Source organism: Myxococcus sp. SDU36 (assembly GCF_030168875.1).
GTDB classification, from domain to species: domain Bacteria; phylum Myxococcota; class Myxococcia; order Myxococcales; family Myxococcaceae; genus Myxococcus; species Myxococcus vastator.
Window position 1 is genome coordinate 6,746,702 of sequence record NZ_CP077414.1, and the last position, 18,049, is coordinate 6,764,750.

Consider the following 18,049-nt stretch of genomic DNA (forward strand, 5'->3'; position numbering starts at 1 on the left):
TCACGCCGCCGGAGACCAGAGGTCCGCCAGCGTGCCCGCGGCATGGGCCTCGGTGTAGCGGCGCAGGTCCTCCGCGTTGTCCGCCTCGAGCCAGCCAGACGCGATGGGCACGGCGTGAATCGCCACGCCGTCGCGGATGAGGTCCTGGAGGAAGGCCGTCATCGACGTATTCCAGTAGCGGGCATCCTGTGCCACGCGCAGGTCGAAGCGCTCGAAGAGCGCGTGCAGCACCCCGGGAGCGAAGCGCAGCAGGCCGATGTACTGTCCTTGCACTTCATCGACCGACCGCACCCGCGCGCCGATGTCGATGATGCGCTCACCCTCCAGGCGCAGCGACTCGCAGTCCGTCGTGGGGTCCTCCATTCGGAGCTCCCACAGGCGGCGCCACCGCGTGTCGACGGCGACGTCGATGTCCCGGGACGCGGCGAGCATCGTCCCCAGCACCTCGCGCGAGAAGACGATGTCCCCGTAGGCGACGAGGACGGGCTCGCTCCGGGACACCACGGGCAGGCTGAAGCGCAGCGTGGCGACCATGTTGCCCGTGGTGTAGGCCGGGTTCACCACCACGCGCACGTCGCGCCCCGCTTGAATCTGCTCCGGGTACGCGCCCGCCATCACCGTGACGTCGACGCCGAAGTGCTTGTAGACGGCCAGTTGGTGGTCGAGCAGCGCCGCCCCGGCCAGTTCCACCAGACACTTCGGCCGGCTCGCCGCCAGCGGCCCCATGCGGGTTCCCAGCCCCGCGGCCAGAACGATTGCTTTCACAGGTTGTATGCCTCCATGAAGTCGAGGACCGCCGCCAGGTGGTGAGGCGCGCGCTCGGGGTGCCAGAGGATTCCCAGCGCGCGCCGCTGCCTGCTCGCGAAGGCCTCCACCGCGCCATCCTCCGAGCGCGCGAGGACGTCCCAGCCGGCGGGCAAGGACTGCTCCTCCACGCCCCAGTGGTGGAAGCTCGCCACCTCCGCTGGGCCCCGCCACGCGCTGGCGAGCGGGCCGCTCAGCGCGTGGCGCACACGCACGTGTCCCTCGACGCGCACGAGCCGCATCCCCGCGGCGAGCGCGAGCATCTGCGCGCCCCGGCACACGCCGAGCAGCGGCGTCCCCGTCCGAGCGGCGAGCGACAACAGCACGGACTCCGCCTCGTCCCGCGCGGGGACGTGCGCCTCACCCGTCCCCGGCGCGTCGTTGCCCCCGGTGAGGATGACGAGCGCGGGACGGAGGGCCTCGAACTGGGCGGCCGCCGCGGCGGCCACGTTCACCGCGGGAAACGGCACCCAGCCAGCCTCCCACAGACACGCGGCCCAGGAGGACTCGAGCGCGTCCCGCACCTCCGGACGCCCTGGGACGCGGTCGCTTCGCTGGGTGACCAGGACCACGCGTCGCTCACTCATGGACGAGCCTGCGCCCCCCGCAGTCCAGCGTCATCACCCGCCCGCCCGACAACCGCCGGAACTGCTCCCGGCCCACGCCGATGGCGGCGGGGAGCTGCAGCTCGGTGCAGCGCACGGCCATGTGTGAGTTCGCGCCACCGTACGCCGTGACGATGCCGGCGACGCCGAGCGCGAGCAGGCCGTCATAGCCAGGGTCGGCGCGCTCCAGCAGCACGATGGCGCCGCGGACGTGCTCCGGGTCCGGCAGGCCGTTGGCGACCAGGACCGGCGCGCGCACACAGGCCTTGGTGACGAACAGGGGCTGCTCGCCGCTGCTCACGTGGAAGAGCAGGTGGGACGTGCGCACCAGGATGTCCGGCAGCTCGATGAGGTTGACGGCGGCGGCGTGTTCGCGCGCCTCGTCCACGGCGTCACGGCACCACCGCCGCGCCTCAACGGGCGGGAGCCCGAGCGCCGCCTCCACCTGCTCCAGCGACAGGTGCGCCAGGTCATCCCGGCTGAGCCCCAGCGGCTCTCCCCACGCGGCGAGGTGCTCGAGCACGCCGCTGAGCGTCTTGGTGAACACATGCTTGCCGTACTCGCGGCCCGCGATGGCCGCGCCCAGGTGGCCGAGGAACGCGTCGCTCGTCAGCGCCAGCCCCGCGCCCTCGAGGCCCGCGTCGAGGCGCTCCAGGAGCTCCCTGGGGAGCGGCGCCGCGTGTCTGGGGGGCTCCTCCGCTCCCGAGATGAGCGGACCGAAGTACCGCTCCGGGTCCGCGCCATAGCGCGGCATCCGGATGTCGTAGGTCCCCGGGCGAAGGTGCCCGAACTCCGCGACGAGCGCCTCCAGTCCCAGCTCGCCCCGCCGCACGCGGAGCGCGTCCGCTTGCAGGTGCCCGGCCACGGTCCGGATGCGCTGGAGCACCTCGCGCTGTTCGCTCGAGTCGAGCACGCCTTCGCGCACGAAGCTCTTGAGCAGCGCGGTCACCACGAACGCCGTCCGCGCCAGGTGCGCGAAGGGCAGGGTGCCCAGCTCCCGCAGGCGCGCGAGGACGGGACCCGGCCCAGCCTCGAAGCCGGGCGCGAACGGGTGGGCACGCAGCCGCTCCACCTGCGCCAGCCAGACGGGCAGCTCGCGGAGCCCGTTGAGCGTGAGGTCCCGCAGCGCCGCGGCCAGGGCGTCCAGCTCCTCCGCATCCACCGAGGCCCCGTAGTGGCGCCGCAGCCGCTCCCGCAGGCCCAGGCTCGCGCAGGTGTCGGCGATCTCGAACTCCACCTTGTCATGAAGCTCCGGTGACTCGGCCAGCCGGGCGAGCTGGTGGGAGACCAGGGCCTCCGCCACGTGCGACGGGGTGACGGCGGGGATGAAGGAGTTGAGGGAGGCCCGCACGTCCACGTAGGCATGCCCCGCGAAGTCGCGGAGCAGGGGAACGCCGCGCAGGTCGCGGTACCCGTAGCCGGCGCGCTGCTCCGCCCAGGTCCTGTCTGTGATGAGCCCGCCGTAGAGGGTCCGCGCGAGCGGCAGCGGGCGCCGGCCAATCATCTCCGCGGGGTTCCAGTCCGTCATGGTGCTGTAGACGGGCCCCTCTCCGATGACGGTGCCCTTCGGCCGCAGCAGCGCCTGGTGCGCCGTGCAGGCCTCCGCGAGCAACCTCGCGCGGCGGACCTCGCTCCCCTCTGGAAGCGACGCGCCCTTGGCGATGGGCCGCACCTGGAAGAGGTGGAAGTCGCCGCCCGCCAGCGCGAACTCGATGTCGAGCGCCTCCACCCCGATGAGCTTCACCAGCTCGCGGCCCACGGTGACGACGCGGCGGAGCGAGTCCGGAAGCAGCCCCTTGGGGACGCCGTGCTCCACATAGGCGGAGGAGGGCTTCTCCAGGGCCCCGGACGTAATCTGGTCCGTTCGCCCGCTGTGTACGTCCGACGCCACCACCCAGTAGGAGGCCAGCGTCTCCGGGTGCCGCGCCATCAGCACGCCGCTCTCGCTCACGGGGTAGACGTAGGACTGGAGGAAGACCTTCTCCGCCGCCGCCCCCGGGCCATACGAGTCGAACACGTCCGAGATGGCGCCGCGGAGGGCCGCGGCGTCGCCCGCGTCCACGTCGAGCACCGACAGGAAGCGCCCGGCGTTCGACGCGCTCCACGCATCCTCCGCGGAGCAGGAGGAGCGGACCACGACGCGCTCACTCCCGAAGCGCTCGTGCACACGGGAGCGCACGCCGTCCTGGTCCCGTGCCCACTCCTCGCCTCGCACGACGAGCGGCTGGCAGATGCGCCACGGCCCGTGCAGCTCCGAGAGGACGTCGAGCGTGCGCGCCTTGTCCCCCAGGACGAGCCGGCCCACGGGGGTGAGCGGCTCGCTCGTGGCCTCGTCCTCCCGGAGCTCAAGGTGCGCCACGTCTCCGGCCTGGGTGAGGCGGCCCGCCACCTCGTCCAGGTCCCAGCCCTCCAGCGCGCCTCGCACGGCCTGGGTCCTCCCGAGGATGAACCGGCACGCGCCCCGCCAGGTCGCGACGACGGCGGGGGCCTGCTGGAGCAGCGCGTGGAGCGCGCGCGGCCGGGGGAGCACCGTCCCCTTGAAGACGAGCGTCAGCGGCGCGCCGTCATATGACTGGGCCAAGGTGCTCAGGACACGCTCGGCCCAGACGCGCATGGAGGCGTGGGTGGGGCCGATGCTTCGGCTCCGGCAGTCGGGCGCGCTTCCGACCCGCGGGGTGAGGTGAAGCGTCGCGGTGTCACGGTCCAGGGCAGTCACGGGCAGCCTCGCACGGGCGGACGTGGCGCATGGCACGAGCGAGGCATCGCATTGTGGCCCCTGCCCACGTGTGGTGGATTGAATGCATGAGAACCTTCGCCACGGAGGAGCGGCTCGCGTATCGCCGCGCGGGCAACGAGCTGCAGCCCCGCCCATCCGAGGACCATGTCCTCTCCTACGAATACCGGCTGATGCAGTTGCCGCTGGTGCGGCCCGACCATCCGGAGGTCGTGCCGTTCGACCTCAAGGCCGGCTACGACTGGCTGGGCACCTACCGCGCGCCGCGCATCTCGCTGGTGGGCTTCGTGGACTTCGGCGCCTTCGCCCAGAGCCCCTCGTTCAACCGCTTCATGAACGCTGTCGCCATGACGGCCGCGGCGCGGAAGATTGCGTGGGACCTCGTCGAGCGGCGCAAATACAGACACCACTTCACCATCTGCAACGGGCTGCATGAGCGGATGCCCGCGCAGGACATCGTCCCCTTCGTGAAGCAGCGGCTGGAGGGCTTCCCCCGCTTCCGCGTCCAGGTGAAGGGCGGCTGGTTCTGGGGCAAGAAGAACGGCCGCATCTACTTCCCCGTCTACCCGGAGCTGACGGAGGGTCCGGAGCCGGTGGACCACCTCACCGAGGTCCAGAAGCGGCTGGGGCACTCGCTCCACCCCGGCTTCTACATCGGCTGTTTGCAGTTGATGGACCACCTGCGCTTCAACGCCGAGCTGGACGTGCATGAGGCGGACGAGCTCTTCGGCGTGCTGCGGAGCTTCCGGGAGAGCGTCATCGTGGAGCTCGAGGTGAACGAGCTCTCCATCCTGCGCACGCACGACGACCTCATCCTCAAGAGCCGGGTGCTTGACCGGGTGCCGCTGGCGGAGTGACGGGCTCATTCGAACTCCTGGAGCGCGCTGCGCAGGAGCACGCGCTCGTAGGCGTTGCGGACCAGCGCCCCCAGCGGGCCGATGAGCCGCGTGAGGTCCGTCTCGCGGTACAGCGCGGGCTGGTGGAGCAGCTCCAGCACCGTGGCGATGAGCGCCGGCTCCACGCGGTAGTCGAACATCCCGGGCCGCCGTGGATGCGCGAGCCCCGCGCGGACCACCTCCGCCACCCGCGCGGCTTCGTGAGCCACCCCGCGCAGGTACAGCTCGCGGGACGCGTCGTGCTCGGCGCGGAGCGCGGCGAGCTGACTGCTGGCCTCGCGCCACGGTCCGACGAGCGCCTCGGGGAAGGGGGCGATGAGCTCCACCTCCTCGGCGAGCCGCAAGCGCAGGTGCATCAGGAACTCCATGGGCGAAGGCCGCCACGCCCGTCCGACGAGCGCCTCCGGGAGCTGCTGCCCCGGCGACGTGGCGCGACGGGTGGGCTGTCCCCGTGACGCCAGGAGCAGGCGCAGCTCGCGAGGGTCGAAGGCCGTGGCGGCCTCTTCCAGCGTCGCGCGTGTGTCGTCCGAGGAGTGCATGAGGCTCAGCGCGCGCGTCGGGGCTTGTAGCCGGCTGCGCAGGTGGTGCGGCGAGCGCTTGCGCGGGTCCGCGGAGCCCTTGAGCGCCTTGAACGCCGCGCAGGCCGACCGCCCCGGGGTGTGGAGGAGCAGCGCGCAGGAGGGCTCGAGCAGATAGATTTCGCTCGGGACGGCCCACGTCTTGTCGACCGCGATGGGACGGTTGGGGCTGTAGACCGCCTCGATGGTGCTCTGCGTGTACTGGATGAAGCGCCGGTCCACGACGTGGAAGCCCTCGCGCTGGAGGTACGCGAGCGCCTCCTCGGCCAGCCCGAGCCCGAGGGCATACGGGTCGAAGAACGTGAAGACGAACGCCTCGCTCCCAGGACGCGTGGCGAAGTCGTCGACGAGGCCGGACACACTGGCGAGGTTTCTCATGGGTGTTCTCCGCTCCCGGGTTCGACGAGCCACAGCGCCTCGGCCGGCGCGAGCGACACGGGCCCGCTGCCCTGGCGCCCACCGAGCAGGTCCTTCCAGGTCCGCAGGGGCGTGGAGACGGACACGGGCTCCACGCCGAAGTTCACCAGGACGTGCAGGGGCTGATGGCCATGGCCTCGCGCCAGGTGGAGCACCCCCGGGGCGGGCAGCCGCGCCTCGCAGCCACCGTCCTCCGTCAGCGCGGGCGCCTGTTCGCGCAGGTGGATGAGTCTCAGAAGGGACTTCAGGATGCGCGCATGCACCGGTTGCCGGACCCGCTCGCGGAGCGCTTCGTATGCGTAGCGGTGCCGGTTCGCGGCGCGCGGGTTCGAGGGCTCGAACTCCACCGCGTCCGGCAGTCCGAAGAGCGTGGGGAAGTAGAGGCAAGGAGTGGCGGGGAGCGCGAAGAGGAGCGCGTGGGCGGCCAGGTAGCGCTCGGCGTCGAGCCCCGCCTCGGTGGAGAAGATGCGGTGCAGGGAGCTGTTGAGCTCGTAGGGCCGTGACTCGCCCCCCACCTCCGCGTGGGACACCCGGACGCCCGCGCGCTCCAGCCGCGTGAGCACGCGCCGCAGGGTGGGCGCGTCGAGCGGCGGGTCCATGGGCCGCAGGTGTACGCCGTCATGGGTCTGGAGAAAGGCGTAGCCGTCGCGGTGGCGCGCGTCGGACGTGGACGCGTTCACCCAGTCCACCAGGGGCTGTCCCTCGCCCGCCAGGGCCGCCGCGAAGACGAGCAGCGGCACCGCGAGGTGGTTGTCGTGCTGCGCCAGCTCCTCGCCCAGGTAGCACCGCTCCCCGGCGCCGTGGTCCGTCTCCGCGAGCAGGCGCACCGAGGGGTCCACCAGGTCGGCCACGGCGCGCAGCGCGCGCACCAGGACCTTCGCCTCGGGTTGGTGTGGCCCGCCGGGCACGCGCTTCCACGCGTGGGGAATGGCGTCCAGGCGGATGACGCGCGCGCCCGCCGCCACCAGCCGCAGGAGCGTCCGCGCCGTGCGCTCGAAGACCTCCGGCGAGCCATGGTTGAGGTCCACCTGCGCGCGTCCGTAGGTGCACCACGCCCACACGGGGCGCCCCCCGGCGTCGAAGCGCTGGAGCAGGGGAGCGGTCCGCACCCGCGTGCCCCACTCGATGGCCCGTGGCTCCTGGAAGAGGTGGAAGTCCTCCGGCCGTCCCGCGCCGCGCAGCACCTCCCGGAACCCCGGGTGCGCGGTGGACACGTGGTTCAGCACCAGGTCGAGCATCAGCCCGCCGCCCACCTCCGCCAGCCGCTCCAGGTCCTCCCACCCCCCCAGGCGTGGATGCACGGCCTGGTGGTCCACCACGGCGAAGCCGTCGTCGCCGTCCGACACGTAGGGCGGCAGCACGTGCAGCAGCGTCGTCCCCAGGGGGCCCACCTCCTCGTCGAGGAAGCGCCGCAGCGCCGCGAGGGGCGCCACGCCGCCGTCGACCACGTGGTCCGGGTACACGGCGATGACCGCGGGCCGCGCGCTCGCCGCCGCGTGCCCGGGCCGGACGCGCGCGCGGACGTCCGCCGCCGCCGCCTCCTCCGCCAGCGCCCGGGCTCGCGCGTCCGCGCGCTCCGCGCCATGGAGCCGGCCCAGCGATTCTCCCAGCCGCGCCATCGCCGAGGCGCGGACCGGTTCAGCCATGGTGCGGGGGGCGGTCATGCCTGGTGCTCGAGGACGTAGGTGATGCTGCCCTGGAGGAACTCCACCGCGCGCGCCAGCTCCGGCTCCGCCGACATGCGCGCGGCCATGCGCTGATGCAGCGCCTCGATGCGCGTGAGGCAGTCACCCAGCGGGCCCGCCGCGCAGTCCGCGAGGATGGAGAGCCCCTCCGCCAGCAGCGCCCGGTCCACCTCGCCCGCGGTGGTCATCGCCTTGTGCGACTCGATGAGGAGCCACTTGCGCGACGCGCTGGTCACCCCCAGCGTCGCGAGGATGGAGACGAGCGCCTCCTCCACGGCGATGCGCGCGACGTGCCGGCTGGACTCCTCGCTGGTGGCGCGGTGGCTGATGGCGTCCTCGAGGTACTCGTGGACCTCCATGAAGTGCCGCACGGTGAGGTAGGTGGGCAGCAGCTCGACGAGGAACTCATCCCGCCAGCTCGCGACGAGGCTCGGGTTGAGCAGCGGCACGCCGGTGCGCAGGCGGTGCAGGAAGCGCAGTTCCGGGCCGTCGATGATGGGGACGAACTTCAGCTCTGACGGCTTGTAGAGCGCCGGCGCGATGGCCGTCATCCACGTCATGATTTCCGCGACGCGGCCCCGCTCGGCGAGCTCGATGTTGACCTCGATGCCGTCGCAGTACTGGAGCGCTTCGCTGAAGCGGCTGTTCTTGAAGCGCATCCCCTCCCGCGCCGTGACGAGCGACGTGCGGTGCGGCACCAGCACCATCAGGTCCACGTCCGAGCTGGGCGTGCCATTGCCGGCCGCGAGCGAGCCCGTCAGCAGCACGCCGCACGAGGCGGGGTCGCTGACGAGCCCCGGCAGAATGTGGTCGAGGTCCACGCCGTGGGCGCGGAGCGTCTCCGCGGTGAGCGGCTGGCCATTGGAGAGCTGATGCGTGCGCTTCATGATGTCACCTTCCCCTGTCCCTGCTGGGACAGTTGCAAGTCCGAGAAAACGTCCGCGCACGCGTCCGCGACGGTGTGCACCATCTGCGCCTCATGCGTCCGCATCACGCTCAGGCGCAGCAGGCCGCGGCCGGCTGGGACGGCCGGGTGGATGACCGGGTTGGCGTAGATGCCCCGGTTCCACAGCAGCCGCCACGCCTGGAGCGTGTCGAAGTCCGCGCCCACCTCCACGCTGACGATGGGTCCATCCGACGGCAGGGGCCGCAGCCCGCGCGCCGTGAGCGCCTCGCGCAGCGACGACACCCGCGCCTTCAGCTCGCGCACCAGCTCCGGCTCCGCCTGGAGGATGCGCAGGGCCTCGAGGGCCGCGGCCACGGAGGCGGGCGTGTTGGAGGCGGTGAAGAGGAAGGGACGCGTGAGGACGCGCAGGGCTTCAATCTGGTCCGCGTCCCCGATGATGGCGCCGCCGCAAGAGCCCAGGCTCTTGGAGAAGGTCACCGTGATGAAGTCCGCGTCCTGGACGATGCCCTCCTCCTCCACGGTGCCCAGCCCCCGCTCGCCCACCGTGCCCAGGCCGTGGGCTTCGTCCACGATGAGCGCCAGCCGCGTGGCGTGGCACACCTCCAGGAACCGGCGAAGCGGCGCCCGGTCCCCACGCATGGAATAGACGCCCTCCACGACGCAGAGGCCGGTGGAGTCTTCCTGCGTCGCCTGGTTCAGCAGGTCCTCGGGGTTGTTGTGCGCGAAGCGCTTCATGGTCGCGCGTGCCAGCCACACGCCGTCCAGGACGGAGGCGTGCATCTCCTCGTCCACCCAGGCGCGGTCATTGCGGCCGAGCAGCGAGCTCATCAGGCCCAGGTTGGCGCCGTAGCCGGTGGAGAACACCATGGCCCCGGTGCGGCCGTAGAAGCGGCGCAGGGCCTCCTCCAGCTCCTCGTGGAGCGCGAGGTTGCCATTGAGCAACCGCGAGCCCGTCACCCCCGCGCCCCAGCGGGCCGAGGCCTCCTGCGCGGCGGCGATGACGCGCGCGTCGTTCGCGAGCCCCAGGTAGTTGTTGGAGCCGAAGTTGAGGATGTCCCGGCCCTCCATGCGCGTGAGCGGGCCGGTGGCGGACTCCACCCGCGTGAAGTACGGGAGGCGCCCGATGCGCCTGCCCAGGCGGGCCTGGGCCACGCGCGGGTCGCCGAGCAGCTTCTGGATGACGGGCGCCCGAGAGCGGCCCGCGGTGATTGGGTCATGTGGTGTCATGCTTTTGGTCCCGGAAGTCGAACGCCAGACTCGCGGCGGTCGCGCACACGGCGGTGAAGGTGAGGATGACGGCGGCGCTCTGGAGCACGACGCTCCAGCGGCCCTCGCCGAAGGTGGCTTCGTTGAGCGCGCGCAGCGCCCAGTAGTGCGGGGTGACATGGCCGAGCGCGCGCGACCATCCCGGCAGGGCTTCGGTGACGACGATGGCGCCACCCACCGCGCTGAACGTCACGAGCACGAGGTACGAGAGGTTGGAGAGCGTGGCGGTGCTGCGGGTGACGGCGAAGAGGAGGAAGCCCAGGGCCGCGCCGCTGGCCACCAGGACCGCGCCGGTGAGCGCCACCTGAGGGAGGCTGCCGTTCAGCGGCAGGCCCAGGAACGCCGCCGCGAAGCCCGTGAAGAGCAGCAGCTGCGCGAAGGACATCGCGCACGCGGGCAAAACCTTGCCCATGGCGAACGCGAGCTTCGACGGGCGGAGCAGCGCCTGCCTGCCCTGGGTGTGGTACCAGAAGTCCCGGTAGAAGGCGTGACCCGAGTACGTCACCACCATGTAGCTGAACATCACCGCGAAGCCGATGGTGGCCCGGCCCATGGCGCCCGGCGCCGCGTTGAGCCCCGAGACACCCGGGCCGAGGATGGCGGAGAGGACCGCGGGCAGGATGAAGATGAACACCATGGCCGTGCGCTCGCGCGCGAGGACACGCCACTCGGTCAGCGCGTAGCACCGCGCCTCGTTGAAAAAGCCAGCCACTCCGCCGTGTGTGGCGGAGGGAGGGGACGACGGGTCGTGACTCATGGGGCCTCGGATTCCCGAGCGAAGGCGCTCAGCGACGGGTCTCTCAGCAGGAGGTCGCGGAGCCGGTTTCCGGACAGGCGCAGCTCGGAGAGGTAAACGTCGGAGGGGAGCTCGCCGAGCTTCGAGCGGACCTCTTCCAGGCTGTTGGTGGTCAGCGCGAGCTCCCACGCGGTGTCCGTGGGGCGCTCGCCGCGCAGCGACAGCGTGCGCGTCTGGCTCGACAAGACGGCGCCCAGCGCTCCCAGGTCGCGCGTTGTTCCGTCCCGCAGCAGCACCAGCTCCGTGGACAGCTCCTCGATGTCCTCGGGGTAGTGCGCGGTGACCAGCACCGCGGCGCCCTCCTCGCGCCAGGCGCGCACCCGCCGCATGACGAGCTGGCGGGCCTCGAAGTCGAGCGCGACGGTCGGCTCATCGAGCAGCCGGATGGGGGGCGCGTGGACGAAGCTCGCCGCCAGGTGCACGAGGCGCCGCTGCCCTCCTGACAGGTGGTGCACGCGCGTGCGGGCGATGGGACCCAGCGCGAACTCCTCCAGGGTCCGGTCGATGGCGGCCTTCGCCTGCTCGCGGCCCAGCAGCAGGTGCGCGAGGTGCCCGACGTTCTCCTCCACCGTGAGCACGGGATAGAGCGCGATGGCCTGCGTCGCGAACCCGATGGCGCGGCGGGCGGGGAGCGCCCCCACGTCGAGCCGGAGCGCGCCTCCGGTTGTCCCTCGCACGGTGCGGGTGAGCACGCCCAGCAGCGTCGTCTTGCCCGCGCCGTTGGCCCCGAGCAGCCCGACGCAAGTCCCCCCTCTCAAGCGAAGGGTGGCGTCGCGGAGCACGGGCGCTCCACCCGCGAAGGCGAAGGACAGCCCCTGCGCGAAGAGAAAGATGGTTTCCGGCGTGTGTCCCATGGTCAGTGGGTCCGCCCGGGCCGGACTTCGAGAGGCGAGTGTTTGTCTGATTTTTTAGCTTTTCCAGTCATTGCTGGAATGGCTTGTACCGGAGCGGTCTGACATCGGGCGTTAGCGTCATGCCGATGGCGCCGCGCGGCTCCGGGGGCGCTCCAAGCTCGAGGGCGAGCGCTGTGACCAGTGCTAGGTCTGAACGCTCTTCCGCGTCGTGAGTCCGCGGAGGAGTCGAACGCCGTTGGCGAAGGCGCTGACCACCAGCAGCACGCAGGTGGCGCTCATGCTGAGCGTCAGCAGGGTGTCGACGGCGCGCTCGCGAAGCAGGACCCACGCGATGATGTCTTCAAGCGCGGGTGGGGGACTCCAGGTCACCCGGATGTACTCGAGGTGGGAGATGCCCTGTCGAGCCAGAAGGAGGAGCGTATTCAAGGCGGGGCCGAGCACCAGCATGGCCACGGTGCGAGAGGACCTCACCACACGCGCCCAGAGCGCCGCGACGAGCATCGCCAGCGAGAGCCCGGCGACGAGCGGAGAGAACGTGTCCACGGCGAACACGAGCTGCCTGTAGATGGCGCGTTGGGCGGGAGACTGCGGCTGGAAGAGGGCGTTGAGCCGGACCAGCATGTCTTCGGAGGAGACGCGCTCGCAGCCGTAGCCCACCAGCAAGTTGCCGCTCACGAGAAGCCCGAGCCCGAGCACGCCCAGCAGGGGCACCCATTTGCCGCGGCAGGCCTCCACCCAGCGCTCGACTCGCATGGGTGGAGAGTCTGTTTCAAAGTGCATCCGGATGGGAAGCCGTGCGCCGTCGCGCGTGCGCCTACCGGGCGAACAACGACGTAAGGATGGGCTCGGCATGCGTCCACAGCAGCGCGCCCCCTGCGTCTGGCTCCACGCGGCGCCGGGCCGTGGGAAGCCTCGCTGCGAGCGTCTGTCCATGGTCCGGTGAGTGAACAGGGCTGGTGTCGAGCGCTCCGTACCAGAGGTCCACCGGCACGGAGATGGACTCGGGCTTGAAGGGCCACGGGGACATGGCCAGCACGGTGTCGCGTGCGTAGCCCGCGGTGCCTTGTGAGAAGGCTTCGTCCAGCGCGCGCCGGTACGCTTCGGCGAAACGGGGCTCGGTGTACACGGCGCGGTCCGCTTCGTGGCTCATGCCGATGACCATGTCCCACATCATCTGGGCGCTCATCCTCGCGAAGAAGGCCTCGGCTTGCGCGGGCGCCGTGGCGGTGAGGTCCACCAGCTTCACGACATCCGGATGGAGGAGTGCGCGCATGGCCGGGTGTGCCAGTTCATCCCCGCCTGAAACGAGCGCGACCGCCTCCACCTCCTGTGAGGCCGCGCAAGCGAGCGCGAAGGGCGCGCCCTGGGAGAATCCCACCGCGCGGAGCCCGTTCAGCGCCCGGGCAAGACGGAGGTGTCGGATGTCCGTTGCCCAGTCCAGGAGGCTCCGCCGTGGCATGGGCGTGGAGGCCCCCAGACCAGGTCTGTCGACGGAGATGAGCCGGACGCCTGTCTCCGCCAACACCGCCGAGCCAAAGCCCAGCCAGCGACTGGTCGCCGCTCCCGGGCAGAGCAATACGGGCCTGCCCGTGAGCGGGCCCCATTCACTCCAGCCCAACACGCGCCCGTCGGGCAGCGCTGTCGTCCCCTGTCGTTCTGGGGTCTGCATATCGGTGGTCGTCATGTCTCGGAGCGTCGTCGCCAGGGATGGCGCCTGACGGTATCTCCGATACGCTCCGGGCACGTCATTCTGGCGCTTCGCCGGGCTAACCCGCCTTCAGCACGGACACCGGCGCGGGCGGCTCGCTGGTGGAGGCCTCCAGGGTCTGCACCCGCGCGCCCTCGGCGGCGAAGGCGTCGCGCAGCCAGGGGTGGCAGGTGAAGGCGATGACCTGCTGGTGCTCGGAGAGCTTCGCCAGCAGGTGGATGGCGCCTTGTGCCCGCTCCGGGTCGAAGTTCACCAGCACGTCGTCGACGATGAGCGGCAGCGCCCCGCGCGTCTCCCCGAAGTCGCGCACCACCGCCAGCCGGAACGCGAGGTAGAGCTGCTCGCGCGTCCCTCGGGAGAGCTGCGCCGCGCTCCAGTCTCGCTGACCCTCTCCCACGCGCAGCTCGCGCTCCTCCCCCGTGGGGATGAAGACGCGCTGGTAGCGGCCCTGGGTGAGCGCGGCGAAGTGCTCCGAGGCGAGCTGCACCACGCGCGGCTGCTGCTCCTCCTCGAAGCGGCGCCGGGCCCGGGCCAGCAACGCCAGGGTCAGCCGGTCCGCCGCGTACTGCTTCGCCAGCTCGGCGGCCCGCGCGCGCAGCGACTCCTCGACGATGCGGAGCTTCGCCAGCGCGTCGTCGTTCTCCCACTGCTCCAACTGGTGGCTGAGCGCGCCGCGCTCCGTGAGCACCGCCTTCAGCCGCTCCTGGGCCCCCGCCTGTCTGTCGCGCAGGGACTCCAGCTCCACGCGCAGACCCTGCTCTCCGCCCACGTCGATGAGCGCCTGCCGCGCGGGTGCCTCCAACAAGCCCGTGCGCGCCTCGATGCGGTGTGACAGCTCCCGCGTCCGGCCCGTCAGCTCCACGTAGCGGCGTGCCTGTGCGGCGCGGCGGCGGAAGGTCTCCTCGTCGGCGCTGCCCCCTTCGGCCAGCAGCGTCGCCAACGCCGCCTCCTCGTCGTGACACAGCCCGTCCAGCCGCGCCTTCTCCGCTCGCAGCTCGTGCCGCCGCTCCTCCAGCGTCCTACGCTCCAGGCTCCGCGCGCGCTCGGCTTCCAGCGCCGCCGCCACCCGCGACGCCAGGGGCTCCATGACACCGGCGTCCAGCTCGCGGGCCTCCGTCGCGCCCGGGAGGAGCTCCGCCATCACGGCCTCCGCCCATAGCCGCGACGTCACCAGGGCGCAGGCCTGCGCGTCCACCGTGAGCGCGGCGTCCTCCGCGCCCACGTCCAGGAGCCGCTGGCGGAGCGCCGCCGTGTCCCGCCACAGCGTCAGCGCCGCGGACGCGGCCAGCGTGGGCGGGAAGCACCGCTCCGACAGCAGGGCCGTCAGCTCCGTGCCCAGCTGTTCCTGCCGCGACTCCGCCTCGGCCACCGCGTCGCTCGCGCGGTGCTCCTCACGTCGCGCGGCGGCGTGCTCGGCGTGCAGGGTCTCCCGCTCCCGCTGGAGCTGTTCGCGCCGTCCCGCCCGCTCCAGCGCATCCGCCAGCACGGCTTCCCGCGCCGCCATGTCCGCCGCCGTCGCCACCAGGTTGAGTCCGGCCTCGGACGCCGCGGACAGCAGCTCACGGTGCAGCAGCTCTTCCCGCGCGGACAGACCCATCAACGCCGCGCGCAGCCGCTCCTCTTCCTGTTGCCGCCAGCGCTGGCGCGCGCGTTGCGCCTCCACGTCCGCGTCGCGCGCGGCCTCCACGCGCCGCCGGGCCAGCTCCAGCACGCCCGTCAGCAGCAGTCCGCCCACGAGGCACAGCGCGCCCACCCCGTTGCCCGCCAGCAGCCACGCCGTCACCGCGAGCGCCACCACCATCGCCGCGACCGCCGGCACCCACCACGTGGGCAGCACCGCCGCCGTCACCTGTGGCTCGCCCTGGGTGCGGACGCTCTCGAATTGCCGGTGCAGCTCGGCCCGCTGCTCCGACAGGCGCTCCATCTCCGCGCGCACGGTGCGCAGCCGTCCCAGCCCCGCCTGCTGCTGGCGAATTCGAGACGCTCGCTCCTCCGGCAGCGTCGACACCTCCGCGTCCACCCGCGCCAACGCCCCATCCAGCCGCTCACGCTCCGAGACAGCGCGCGCCCAGGCGCCCTCCGCCTCGCGATGCGCGACCTCGGCCGCTCCCAGCCGGAGCGCCAGCTCCTCCAGCGTCACGCGGACGCTCACGCTCAAGTCCAACGCCAGGAGGCCGGGCCCATCCACGGGCAGGCCCAGCTCGCGCAAGGCCAGCTCCACCTGCCGCTGCTTCTCCGCCAGGGCGGCCCGGCGCGAGGGCAGGGCGCGCAGCAGCGCGGCGCCCTCGGTGTACGCCGCCAGGGCCTGGCTCAGCGCCTCCTCGCGTCCACGGACCCCTGACGGCGCGGACAGCCGCTCCAGCCCGGCCTCCACCGTGGCCAGCCGCTCCGCCAGCCGGGCGCCCTCCGCGCGATAGCTCCGGCGCCGGTGCAGGCCGTCCTCGAGCCGCGACTCGCCCGCCTCCGGGAAGGACTCCAGCGCGGGCAGCGTCGCCAGCTCGGCGCGCGTCTGCGCCAGCGCCGCCACGTCCCCGAGCGCCGCCTCCAGCCGCGTCAGCCGCTCCAGGCCGGTCCCCGTCTCCAGCAGCTCCGCTTCGAGCGTCCGCTGCTCCTCCACCCGCGCGCCCAGCCGCTCCTTCTCCGCGAAGTAGCGCGCGGGCCGGTCTCCCTCCTGCCGCAGCCGAGCCTGGACGTCCTCCAGGGCCTTCAGCGTCTCGTTCAGCGAAGGCTTCACGCCGTTGGGCTTGTAGATGCCCTCGGTGCTCTTGCGGAGCTGGTCCATGACCTCCGGCAACCGGCGCGCGCCGCGCATGCTGGCGGCCACCAGGGCCTCGGAGGCGCCTCGCTGTTCGGTGAGCCGCTCGAAGCCGGCCAGCTCATCCAGGCGGAAGGCGAACACGTCGAAGAACAGCTCGCGCGACACGTGGGCCAGCGCGCTCTCCAGCGACTCCTTCGAGAGCTCCTTCCCCTCCGCGTCGCGCACCGACAGCTCTCCCTCCGACGAGCGCCGGCTCGCGATGCGGCGCACCCACAGCGGTCCCGCGTGGGTGGTCAGCGTCAGCTCGCCGCCGAACGCGCCGCCGTGGGCCGGCTCGTAGCGCTCCGGCTGTCCGCGCTTCTCGAAGCCGAACAGCATGCTGCGCAGGAAGGCCAGCAGCGTGCTCTTCCCCGCCTCGTTGGGGCCGTACAGCAGGTGCAGCCCTGGCCCCAGGTCGAGCGTGAGACCGGAGAAGCGGCCGAAGCCGAGCACGCGCAGCGCTTCGATGCGCAGCCCCGGCTTCATGACGTCTCCTCCTCGTGCAGCGACTCCACGCCGTGCAGCCCCGCCTGCACCACCCACTCCGCGCGGGGGGCCTCCAGCGCGTCCACGCCCAGCCGCTTCAGCCGCTGGCTCAGCGCGCCCAGGGTCTCCTCTTCCCACAGCCGTGCCAGCGCCTCCGGGTCCTCCGCGAGGAAGCCCACCTCGTCCAGCAGCGTGCGCGCGAAGCCGCCCGCCGCGCACACCGCCTCCAGGTCCACCTCCGGCCGGCTGCTGTCCCGCAGCGACTCCAGCAGCACCGGCGGGTGGCTCCTCGCGAGCTGTTCGCGCAGGTCCACCTCCAACTGTGCCAGCGCGCCGGGGCGGGCCAGCTCGCGGTGCAGCGGACCTCTTCCGGTGAGGGTGAGGCGCACCGCGTGGCCGTCCAGCTCGGGCGCGCAGCGCGCCTCCACGCCCTCCATCGCCGTGGCCAGCAGGCCGTCCAACGTGCTGACGCCGGTCAGCGGCACCTCCAGCTTGTGCCAGCGCACGCCGTCCACCGGGATGAAGCGCCGCCGCATGCCGCCGTCCTCCACCTCCACCAGCATGCAGCCGCGCGGTCCGGTCTCGTTCGCGTGCCGGCCCTGCGGGTTGCCGGGGTACACCGCCACGCCGCCGCCGGGGAGCAGGTGCTCGGCGCGCGTGTGGACGTGGCCCAGCGCCCAGTAGTCCAGCCCGCGCGAGCCCAGCCCCGCGGTGGTGCAGGGCGCGTAGTTGGCGTGGCCCTCCACGCCGCCCAGGTTGGCGTGCAGCAGGCCCACGCTGAAGCCGTCCCCGGTGCGGCGGAAGCGCGCGGAGAGGTCGTCACGCACCTCCACGTCTGGATAGGAGATGCCTTGCACGCGGCACAGGCGCCGGCCCTCGCGCTTCACCTCCACGTCTTCCCAGTCCGGGCCGAACACCTTCACCGACGGCGGCAGCCCCAGCGCGCCGGTGTCTCCGCTCAGCGGGTCATGGTTGCCGTGGACGATGAAGGTGGAGATGCCCGCCGCGTCCAGCCGGCCCAGCTCGCGCCGCAGCGCCAGCCGCGCGCGCACCGAGCGGTCCTTCACGTCGAAGAGGTCTCCGGCGAGCAGCAGGAAGGCCACCCGCTCTCGCAGGCACACCTCCGTGATGCGCGTGAGCGCGCGGAACGTCGAATCCTGGAAGCGCCCCAGGAGCGGCCCCTGGGTCGCGACGCCCCGGAAAGGCGTGTCCAGGTGCAGGTCGGCGGCATGAACGAACTTGAAGGGCATGGCGCGCCGCACAACGTACCCGATGCGGGCGGGTGACCCGACATTCCAGCCTGGACGCACGGTCGCTGGCCGACAGCGACCTCGTCCTTTGCGCTCGGGTGGCGTCGACTCGCCGCCAGAACGGGTGTGACGGGGAGGACAGAGCCGAAGGTCCGGAGCGAATCCTCCTGGGTCGGCGTGGCGGACCCGTCAGGTCGCTTCCGCGCGAGGGCCTGGATGCGGAGCGGGGCCCGGAGCCTCCCGGACCCCGCGGGTTGCTTGCTCGC

The 18,049-nt window shown here is 72.3% G+C and carries 14 protein-coding genes; 1 reads left to right on the plus strand and 13 read right to left on the minus strand.

Going from position 1 to position 18,049, the window contains the following annotated elements; translation table 11 throughout:
- From KGD87_RS27405 to KGD87_RS27415, 3 genes are read right to left on the minus strand one after another with little or no spacing between them, the layout of a single operon-like run.
- Nucleotides 1-765 (minus strand): phosphocholine cytidylyltransferase family protein, encoded by a 765-nt coding sequence (locus KGD87_RS27405; RefSeq protein WP_284663791.1) that lies wholly within the window; start codon nt 763-765, stop codon nt 1-3.
- Nucleotides 762-1,391, minus strand: a complete 630-nt coding sequence (locus tag KGD87_RS27410) for a gamma-glutamyl-gamma-aminobutyrate hydrolase family protein (protein ID WP_284663793.1) — start codon at nt 1,389-1,391, stop codon at nt 762-764. The genes KGD87_RS27405 and KGD87_RS27410 overlap by 4 nt, the downstream gene beginning before the upstream one ends.
- A complete protein-coding gene (locus KGD87_RS27415; protein WP_284663795.1) occupies nt 1,384-3,990 on the minus strand; it encodes a PEP-utilizing enzyme in 2,607 nt (868 codons plus the stop codon). Before KGD87_RS27415 ends, KGD87_RS27410 begins: the two co-directional genes overlap by 8 nt.
- 221 nt (nt 3,991-4,211) lie before the next feature.
- Here KGD87_RS27415 and KGD87_RS27420 point away from each other — a divergent pair, with 221 nt between their 5' ends.
- Nucleotides 4,212-5,000, plus strand: coding sequence for a hypothetical protein (locus KGD87_RS27420; protein ID WP_284663797.1), 789 nt, complete (start codon nt 4,212-4,214; stop codon nt 4,998-5,000).
- A gap of 5 nt (nt 5,001-5,005) precedes the next feature.
- Here KGD87_RS27420 and KGD87_RS27425 read toward each other — a convergent pair whose 3' ends face one another.
- From KGD87_RS27425 to KGD87_RS27470, 10 genes are all read right to left on the minus strand, one after another.
- Nucleotides 5,006-5,995: a nucleoside-diphosphate kinase gene (locus KGD87_RS27425; protein ID WP_284663798.1), complete on the minus strand. Its 990-nt coding sequence runs from the start codon at nt 5,993-5,995 to the stop codon at nt 5,006-5,008.
- Nucleotides 5,992-7,680: an alpha-amylase family glycosyl hydrolase gene (locus tag KGD87_RS27430; protein ID WP_284663800.1), complete on the minus strand. Its 1,689-nt coding sequence runs from the start codon at nt 7,678-7,680 to the stop codon at nt 5,992-5,994. The genes KGD87_RS27425 and KGD87_RS27430 overlap by 4 nt, the downstream gene beginning before the upstream one ends.
- Nucleotides 7,681-7,694: 14 nt before the next feature.
- Nucleotides 7,695-8,606 carry a nucleotidyltransferase domain-containing protein gene (locus KGD87_RS27435; protein ID WP_284663802.1) on the minus strand — a complete coding sequence of 304 codons (912 nt, stop codon included), beginning with the start codon at nt 8,604-8,606 and terminating at the stop codon, nt 7,695-7,697.
- The gene (locus KGD87_RS27440; RefSeq protein WP_284663803.1) at nt 8,603-9,853 is read right to left on the minus strand and encodes an aminotransferase class I/II-fold pyridoxal phosphate-dependent enzyme; all 1,251 of its coding nucleotides are present in this window, start codon (nt 9,851-9,853) and stop codon (nt 8,603-8,605) included. The genes KGD87_RS27435 and KGD87_RS27440 overlap by 4 nt, the downstream gene beginning before the upstream one ends.
- Nucleotides 9,840-10,604, minus strand: coding sequence for an ABC transporter permease (locus KGD87_RS27445; protein WP_284663804.1), 765 nt, complete (start codon nt 10,602-10,604; stop codon nt 9,840-9,842). Before KGD87_RS27445 ends, KGD87_RS27440 begins: the two co-directional genes overlap by 14 nt.
- A gap of 41 nt (nt 10,605-10,645) precedes the next feature.
- The gene (locus KGD87_RS27450) at nt 10,646-11,542 is read right to left on the minus strand and encodes an ABC transporter ATP-binding protein (protein WP_284663805.1); all 897 of its coding nucleotides are present in this window, start codon (nt 11,540-11,542) and stop codon (nt 10,646-10,648) included.
- Nucleotides 11,543-11,725: 183 nt separating this feature from the next.
- On the minus strand, nt 11,726-12,295 hold the full coding sequence (locus KGD87_RS27455) for a hypothetical protein (RefSeq protein ID WP_284663807.1): 570 nt from the start codon (nt 12,293-12,295) through the stop codon (nt 11,726-11,728).
- Nucleotides 12,296-12,356: 61 nt separating this feature from the next.
- Nucleotides 12,357-13,226 (minus strand): alpha/beta fold hydrolase, encoded by an 870-nt coding sequence (locus tag KGD87_RS27460; protein ID WP_284663809.1) that lies wholly within the window; start codon nt 13,224-13,226, stop codon nt 12,357-12,359.
- An 82-nt stretch (nt 13,227-13,308) separates the two neighbouring features.
- The gene (locus KGD87_RS27465) at nt 13,309-16,533 is read right to left on the minus strand and encodes an AAA family ATPase (RefSeq protein WP_284663811.1); all 3,225 of its coding nucleotides are present in this window, start codon (nt 16,531-16,533) and stop codon (nt 13,309-13,311) included.
- On the minus strand, nt 16,530-17,783 hold the full coding sequence (locus KGD87_RS27470; protein ID WP_284663813.1) for a metallophosphoesterase family protein: 1,254 nt from the start codon (nt 17,781-17,783) through the stop codon (nt 16,530-16,532). The genes KGD87_RS27465 and KGD87_RS27470 overlap by 4 nt, the downstream gene beginning before the upstream one ends.
- Nucleotides 17,784-18,049: the final 266 nt, after the last annotated feature.